The organism is Streptomyces sp. NPDC058221, assembly GCF_042882365.1.
Classification (GTDB): Bacteria; Actinomycetota; Actinomycetes; order Streptomycetales; family Streptomycetaceae; genus Streptomyces.
This window is the reverse complement of record NZ_JBHVWF010000238.1, coordinates 1-7,837: the sequence shown is the minus strand read 5'-3', so window position 1 is coordinate 7,837 and position 7,837 is coordinate 1. Positions and strand designations below refer to the sequence as shown.

General features: G+C 70.9%; 7 protein-coding genes. 4 read left to right on the top strand and 3 right to left on the bottom strand.

The features are described 5' to 3' along the window. Nucleotides 1-42 precede the first annotated feature (42 nt). The 3 genes from ACFVW8_RS37410 to ACFVW8_RS37400 form a co-directional block, all read right to left on the bottom strand. Nucleotides 43-1,110, bottom strand: a complete 1,068-nt coding sequence (locus tag ACFVW8_RS37410; RefSeq protein ID WP_389698206.1) for a methyltransferase — start codon at nt 1,108-1,110, stop codon at nt 43-45. A 35-nt stretch (nt 1,111-1,145) separates the two neighbouring features. Then, nucleotides 1,146-2,219, bottom strand: coding sequence for a nitrous oxide reductase family maturation protein NosD (locus ACFVW8_RS37405; RefSeq protein ID WP_389698204.1), 1,074 nt, complete (start codon nt 2,217-2,219; stop codon nt 1,146-1,148). Between the two features lie 158 nt (nt 2,220-2,377). Beyond that, on the bottom strand, nt 2,378-4,006 hold the full coding sequence (locus tag ACFVW8_RS37400) for an acyl-CoA synthetase (protein ID WP_389698202.1): 1,629 nt from the start codon (nt 4,004-4,006) through the stop codon (nt 2,378-2,380). A 166-nt stretch (nt 4,007-4,172) separates the two neighbouring features. Here ACFVW8_RS37400 and ACFVW8_RS37395 point away from each other — a divergent pair, with 166 nt between their 5' ends. The 4 genes from ACFVW8_RS37395 to ACFVW8_RS37380 form a co-directional block, all read left to right on the top strand. Further along, entirely contained in the window at nt 4,173-4,973 is an 801-nt protein-coding gene (locus ACFVW8_RS37395; RefSeq protein ID WP_389698200.1) for a crotonase/enoyl-CoA hydratase family protein, read from the top strand. Nucleotides 4,974-4,989: 16 nt separating this feature from the next. Beyond that, a complete protein-coding gene (locus ACFVW8_RS37390; protein WP_389698198.1) occupies nt 4,990-5,931 on the top strand; it encodes a Zn-ribbon domain-containing OB-fold protein in 942 nt (313 codons plus the stop codon). Further along, nucleotides 5,932-6,984: a thiolase domain-containing protein gene (locus ACFVW8_RS37385; protein ID WP_389698196.1), complete on the top strand. Its 1,053-nt coding sequence runs from the start codon at nt 5,932-5,934 to the stop codon at nt 6,982-6,984. Beyond that, nucleotides 6,977-7,837, top strand: an 861-nt coding sequence (locus tag ACFVW8_RS37380) for a thiolase domain-containing protein (RefSeq protein ID WP_389698194.1), incomplete at its 3' end; no start/stop codon positions are given. The genes ACFVW8_RS37385 and ACFVW8_RS37380, both read left to right, overlap by 8 nt.

Here is a 7,837-nt window from a genome sequence, read left to right as displayed (position 1 = left end):
GCCGGGCCCGGGGCGGTCTTCGTGCTGCCCGGAGGGCGCGGGTCAGTCCGGGACCACGCATTCGAAGGCGTGGAGGTACGGGTTGACCGGCCGGACCTCGCCGATGAGCAGCCCGGCCTCGGACAGCCGGTCGACCAGACTCTGCCGGGTGTGCTTGGCGCCCCCGACGTTCAGGAGCAGCAGCAGGTCCATGGCGGTGGTGAACCGCATCGAAGGGGTGTCGTCCACGAGGTTCTCGATGACGACGACCCGGGCCCCGGGACGGGCCGCAGCGACGACGCTGCGCAGCGCCCTGCGGGTGCTGTCGTCGTCCCACTCCAGGATGTTCTTGATGATGTAGAGATCGGCCGCGACCGGGATTCCCTCACGGCAGTCCCCGGCCACGATGTCCGCCCGGCCGGCGAGCGGACCGCCGTCCCGCAGCCGCTCGTCTGCCCGTGCCACCACACCCGGCAGATCCATCAGCGTGCCGCTCACCGACGGGTGCTTCTCCAGCAGGCTCGCCAGCACGTGCCCCTGACCGCCGCCGATGTCGGCGACCACGGACACCCCGGTGAGGTCGAGGAGGGCGGCGACGTCCAGCGCGGACTGCACGCTGGAGGTGGTCATGGCCCGGTTGAACACCTGGGCCGACTCGTGCGCGTCCTGGTGGAGGTAGTCGAAGAACTCCTTGCCGTACACGTCCTCGAAGACATTGCGGCCGGTGCGCACCGCGTCGTCCAGCCGCGGCCACACGTCCCAGGTCCAGGGTTCGGTGCACCACAGCGAGATGGACCGGAGGCTGTTCGGGTCGTCCTCGCGCAGCAGCCGTGACATGTCCGTGTGGGAGAAGGTGCCGTCCGCGGCCTCGGTGAAGATGCCGTAGCAGGACAGGGCCCGCAGCAGCCGTTGCAGCGGCAGCGGTTCGGTCTTCACGACCGCGGCCAGCTCGGCCGCGGTGGCCGGAGTCTCGCCCAGCGCGTCGGCGACACCGAGCCGGGCCGCGGCACGGATGGCGGCGGCGCAGGCGGCGCCGAACACGATCTCGCGCAGCCGCATGGCCGGCTGCGCGGTGGGAACGGGCTGGACGGGAGTGGTGGCGGGGGTGGGGGTGGTGCTCACGGTCGTCATACCGTCTCGCTTCTCCTCGTGCGGGGGTGCACCGGTCAGCACATTCCGGTCGGTGCCGACGTCGTGCAGACGTTGCCGGTGAAGTCGTTGCCCGTGCCGGTGTCCTCGTTGGCCAGGTCGGCCGGCCGGTTGCCGGTGACCACGTTGCCGCTGATGGTGTTGTCGGTGTTCTTCGCTCCGACGAAGCTCTTGAACAGCACGACGCCGCCCGAGAGCGGCGTGGCACCCACGTTGTCCCGGATCTCGTTGGACCGCACCTCGGTGGTCTCGGTGCCGGTGAGGACGATTCCGGAGCCCTGGATCGCGGGCAGCCGGTCGGTGGCGGCGCAGAACTTGTTGTTCCCGTTGATCCGGTTGGACCGGATGGTCATGGCGCCGGCCTTCGGCGTTCCCTCGTCGCCCACGACGAACACACCGCTGCAGTTGGCGGTGAAGGTGTTGTCACGGACGGCAAGGTTGCGCACACGCCGTGCCGTGAATCCGATCCGGTTGTCGGTCAGGGTGTTGCCGCGGACCTGGGTGCCCAGGGTGTCGGTGGCGCCGCCCTCCTCGTCGACGCTGTTGGCGACGAAGATGCCCGCGTCGCCGTTGGCGCGGGCCGTGTTGTCACGGATGTCGGACCGGGTGGACCGCTGCTGGGCGATGCCCCAGGTGCCGTTGGACTCGGCGGTGACCTCCCGGACGTCCAGCCTGTCGGTCCAGGAGGCCCAGACGCCGTTGTCCGCGAATCCGCTGACGGTCAGGGACCGCACGGACACGTTGTCCACGGTCCGCTGGGCCGTGCCCAGGACGCAGATCCCGTTCCCGGCCGCGGCGCACGCGTTGTCGGGCTGCGCGCGGCCCGTGCCCGGCGCGATGACCGTACGCTCCCCGGAGCCGCGCAGGGTCAGACCGGGCGTACTGATCTGCACGCTCTCGCGGTAGGTGCCGGGACGGACGACGACGGTGTCGCCGGGCTGTGCGGCGTCCACGGCTGCCTGGATCGACTGGCCCGGATACACCACATGGTCGCCGGCCGCAGCGGCCGAGGCGGACGGAACGGCCGCGCCCAGTCCGGCTGCCGAGACGGCTGCGATGCTTACGAGGCAGGTGAAGTGTCGTTTCCTCATGACCCGAAGCTATGGGCGATCACCCCCCGATGCCACGCAGGGTGAGCGGTTGGGTACCGGACGTGCCCGAATGGCTTACGCGGCTGCCCGCGCCCCGCGTCCGCCATGGACGCGGGGCCGCGCACTCGGGTGATTCGGTGCCGGAGCAGGCGCCCGTCTCAGGCGTCGGCCGGGCGGACGGGCGCGACGACCGAGCGGGCCCAGCGGTAGTCCGCCTTGCCGCTGGGGGAGCGCCGGATCTGCGGGGCGATGACCAGATGCCGAGGGATCTTGTAGCCGGCCAGCCGCGTCCGGCAGTGCGCCTGGACATCGTCGAGCGAGGGTTCATCGGCGCCCTCCCGCAGCTGCACCACAGCGGCGACCTGGCTGCCCCAGCGCTCGTCCGGCGCTCCGGCGACCAGCGCGTCGTACACGTCCGGGTGAGCCTTGAGCGCCTGCTCGACCTCCTCCGGATACACCTTCTCGCCCCCGGTGTTGATGCACTGCGAACCCCGGCCGAGCACCGTGACGATGCCGTCGGCGTCGACCGTCGCCATGTCGCCGAGCAGCACCCACCGCTCCTCGCCCTTGCGGAAGAACGTCTCCGCGGTCTTGCGGGGGTCGTTGTAGTAGCCGAGGGGCACATGGCCGCGCTGTGCGATGCGCCCCGGCTCACCCGGCAGGACCGGCTCGTACGTGGCCGGATCGACCACCGCCGTACGGGCGTTGACCCTGAGGCGGAAGCCGTTCCGTGGCCCGGAGTCGGCGGTGGCGGTGCCGTTGAAGCCGGATTCCGACGAGCCGAAGTTGTTCAGCAGCATCACGTTGGGCACCAGCGCCTGGAACTCGGCCCGCACGGAGTCGGACATGACCGCGCCCGAGCTGGAGACGGAGAACATCGAGGAGCAGTCGGTGCCCTTCAGCGGGCCCTTCAGGGCGTCGATCAACGGGCGCAGCATCGCGTCGCCGACCAGCGACACGCTGGTGACCTTCTCCTTCTCGATGGTGCGCAACACCTCGTGCGGCACGAACTTGCGGTGCAGCACGACCCGCTGGCCGAAGTTGAAGCCGATGAACGCCGTGAGCGTCGAGGTGCCGTGCATCAGCGGGGGAGTGGGGAAGAAGCTGATGCCCTCACCGCCCGCGGCCACCCGTTCGGCCAGCTCCTGCGGGGTCTTCACCGCCTCACCTGTCGGTGCCCCGCCGCCGAGACCGGAGAAGAAGAGGTCCTCCTGGCGCCACATCACGCCCTTGGGCATACCGGTGGTGCCGCCGGTGTAGATGATGAACTGGTCGTCGGCCGAGCGGGGCGCGAAGCCGCGCCCGGAGTCCCCGCCCGCCTCCGCCGCGGCGAACGCGACGGCCTCGGGGCCGGGTGTCCCGTCCGCCGGTGCACCCACCCGGACGAGGTGGCGGAGCTTCGGCGCCTGTGGAGCGGCGGCCGCGACGCGCTCGTCGAACTCGGCGTCGAAGACGAGCGCCGCCAGGTCCGCGTCCCGGTAGAGGTAGACCAGCTCCTCCTCCACGTACCGGTAGTTGACGTTGACCGGGACGACGCGCGCCTTCAGGCAGGCCAGGACCGTCTGGAGGTACTCGACACCGTTGTACAGATGCAGGCCCAGATGCTCGCCGGGGCCGATCCCCGCCTCGATCAGGTGGTGGGCGATGCGGTTCGCGGCGGCGTCGAGCTCCGCGTAGGTGAGCCTGCGCTCGGCGCCCGTCCCGGGATGGTCGAGGTAGACCAGCGCCTCGCGTTCCGGGACAGCGTCGACGACCGATTCGAACAGGTCGGCAAGGTTGTACTCCACCGTTCCTCCTGACCGCGGTTGCTGAGTGGCTCGGCGGTCATTAGAGCGCCGACCGGCACAAGTGGGAAGAGGGCCCGGCGAAGAAATCTGACTCTGTGTCAGAAAACTATTGAACTGCTTCCGCGCTTACTGCAACCTGTTCTAGCCTTGAGACGGGAGACAGACCATGGGCGGTACGGAACACCTCACCGTGCAGCGCGAAGGCGCCACACTGGTGCTCACCTTGAACAGGCCGGAAGCCAAGAACGCGCTCTCGCTGCCGATGCTGGTCGGCCTGTACGACGGCTGGCTGGCCGCGGACGCGGACGAGGAGATCCGCTCCGTCGTCCTCACCGGCGCAGGCGGCTGCTTCTGCGCCGGCATGGATCTCAAGGCCCTCGCGGGCAGCGGGATGGAGGGCGGGCAGTACCGGGAGCGGATGACGGCCGACCCCGATCTGCACTGGAAGGCGATGCTGCGCCACCACCGCCCCCGCAAACCGGTCATCGCCGCCGTCGAGGGCCACTGCGTGGCGGGCGGCACCGAGATCCTCCAGGGCACGGACATCCGCATCGCCGGCCAAGGCGCCACCTTCGGCCTCTTCGAGGTCAGACGCGGACTCTTCCCCATCGGCGGCTCGACGGTACGACTGCCCCGGCAGATCGCCCGGACCCACGCACTCGAAATGCTGCTCACGGGCCGCCCCTACACCGCCGGCGAAGCAGCCGGAATCGGACTGATCGGCCGGGTCGTTCCCGACGGCACCGCACTGGAGGCGGCGCTCGCCGTCGCCGAACAGATCAACGCCTGCGGCCCGCTCGCCGTCGAAGAGGTCAAGGCATCGGTCTACGAGAGTGCGGAGATGACCGAGACCGACGGCCTCGCCGCCGAACTCAAGCGCGGCTGGCCCGTCTTCGCCACTGCCGACGCCAAGGAGGGCGCCCGCGCCTTCGCCGAGAAGCGCCCGCCCGTCTACCGGCGGGCCTGACCCACAGGAGGCAACCGTGCCCAACGTCCTCAGCGCACCGCTGGTGGTCGAATTCCCCTTCACCCGCTCCCTCGGCCCGGTCCAGAGCGCCTTCCTCACCGGACTGCGCGAACGCACCGTGCTCGGCGTAACCGCCTCGGACGGCAAGGTCCTGGTCCCGCCCGTCGAGTACGACCCCGTCACCGCCGAGGAGATCCACGAACTGGTGGAGGTCGCGGCCACCGGCACGGTCACCACCTGGGCCTGGAACCCGGAGCCCCGCCGTGACCAGCCGCTCGACACCCCCTTCGCCTGGGTGCTCGTACGGCTCGACGGCGCCGACACCGCGCTCCTGCACGTCCTGGACGCGCCCGGGCCCGAAGCCGTCAGCACCGGCATGCGCGTGCGCGTCCGCTGGGCCGAGGAGCGCACCGGCGCCATCACCGACATCGCCTGCTTCGAACCGCACGCCGGCGAGCCTGGCGGATCCACCCCGCACGACGGCGAGTTCGCCGACCCCGTCACCGGCATCGTCACCCCCGCCCGACTCGACTACACCTACACCCCGGGCCGCGCCCAGAGTGCCTACCTCGAAGCGCTGGAGGGCCGACGGGTCGTCGGCGAGCGCTGCCCGTCCTGCCGCAAGGTGTACGTACCGCCCCGCGGCGCCTGCCCCACCTGCGGCGTCGCCACCGACGAACGGGTCGAGGTCGGACCGAGCGGCACCGTCACCACCTTCTGCGTCGTCAACATCAAGGCCAAGAACCTCGACATCGAGGTCCCCTACGTCTACGCGCACATCGCCCTGGACGGCGCCGACCTGGCCCTGCACGCGCGCATCGGCGGCATCCCGTACGACCAGGTGCGGATGGGGCTGCGGGTCGAGCCCGTATGGACCGAGGGCAGCCGCCATCCCGATCACTACCGGCCGACGGGCGAACCGGACGCCGACTACGACGTGTACAAGGAGCTGGTCTAGATGCGGGACGTAGCGATCGTCGCCTTCGCGCAGACCGACCATCTGCGGCGCACCGACGAACTGTCCGAAGTCGAGATACTGATGCCCGTCCTGCACCAGGTCCTCGACGCGACCGGTCTCAGGACCAGCGACATCGGCTTCACCTGCTCCGGCTCCAGCGACTATCTCGCGGGCCGCGCCTTCTCCTTCACCATGGCGCTCGACGGCGTGGGCGCGCACCCGCCGATCTCCGAGTCCCATGTGGAGATGGACGGGGCCTGGGCCCTGTACGAGGCCTGGGTGAAGATCCAGACCGGCGAGGCGGACACCGCGCTCGTCTACTCCTACGGGAAGTCGTCGCCCGGCGAGGTGCGCGACGTCCTCACCCGGCAGCTCGACCCGTACTACACCGCACCGCTGTGGCCCGACTCCGTCGCGCTCGCCGCGCTCCAGGCCCAGGCACTCATCGACGCAGGCGACACGGACGAGACGGCACTCGCGGGCATCGCCACCCGCAGCCGCCAGGACGCAGCCGGCAACCCGCACGCCCAGCTCAGCGGCGCCGTCCCGGCCGGTGACTACCTCGTGCAGCCCCTGCGCACCGGCGACTGCCCGCCCGTCGGTGACGGAGCGGCCGCCGTGATCCTCGCCGCGGGGGACACCGCCCGTGCCCTGTGCGAACGGCCCGCCTGGATCCGCGGCATCGACCACCGCATCGAGGCCCATGGCCTGGGCGTGCGCGAGCTGACCGAGTCACCGTCGACCCGGCTCGCCGCCGAACGGGCCGGGGTCTTCGAACGACCCGTCGACACCGCCGAGCTGCACGCCCCGTTCACCTCGCAGGAGGTCGTGCTGCGCAAGGCACTCGGCCTCGGCGACGGCGTGCGGGTCAACCCGTCCGGCGGCGCGCTGGCCGCCAATCCGCTGATGGCCGCCGGGCTGATCCGCCTCGGCGAGGCAGCCGCCCGCATCCACCGCGGCGAGTCCGACCGGGCGCTCGCCCACGCCACGTCCGGGCCCTGCCTCCAGCAGAACCTGGTCGCCGTACTCGAAGGGGAGAGTGCTCATGCCTAAGGAGCCCGTGGCCGTCGTCGGCGTCGGCCAGACCAAGCACGTCTCCGCCCGCCGCGACGTCTCCCTCGCCGGTCTCGTCCGCGAGGCCGCCGTGGCAGCCCTCCAGGACGCGGGGCTGACCTGGGGGGACATCGACGCCGTCGTCATCGGCAAGGCGCCCGACTTCTTCGAGGGCGTGATGATGCCGGAGCTCTACCTGGCCGACGCCCTGGGCGCGGTCGGCAAACCGATGCTGCGGGTCCACACGGCCGGTTCCGTCGGCGGCTCGACCGCCCTCGTCGCCGCGAACCTCGTGGCCGCACGGGTCCACCGCACCGTCCTCACCCTCGCCTTCGAGAAGCAGTCGGAGTCCAACGCGATGTGGGGTCTTTCGCTGCCCATCCCGTTCCAGCAGCCGCTGCTGGCCGGCGCCGGCGGCTTCTTCGCCCCGCATGTGCGCGCCTACATGCGACGGACCGGGGCGCCCGACACCGTCGGCTCCCTCGTCGCCTACAAGGACCGGCGCAACGCGCTGAAGAACCCGTACGCGCACATCCACGACCCGGACATCACGCTGGAGAAGGTCCAGTCGGCTCCGATGCTCTGGGATCCCATCCGCTACTCCGAGACATGCCCGTCATCCGACGGGGCCTGCGCGATGATCCTCACCGACCGCAGCGGCGCGGACCGGTCGCCGCACCCGCCCGCCTGGGTGCACGGCGGTGCGATGCGCAGCGAACCGACGCTCTTCGCCGGCAAGGACTTCGTCTCTCCGCAGGCCGGCAAGGACTGCGCGGCCGACGTCTACCGGCAGGCCGGGATCAGTGACCCGCGCCGGGAGATCGACGCCGTCGAGATGTACGTCCCGTTCTCC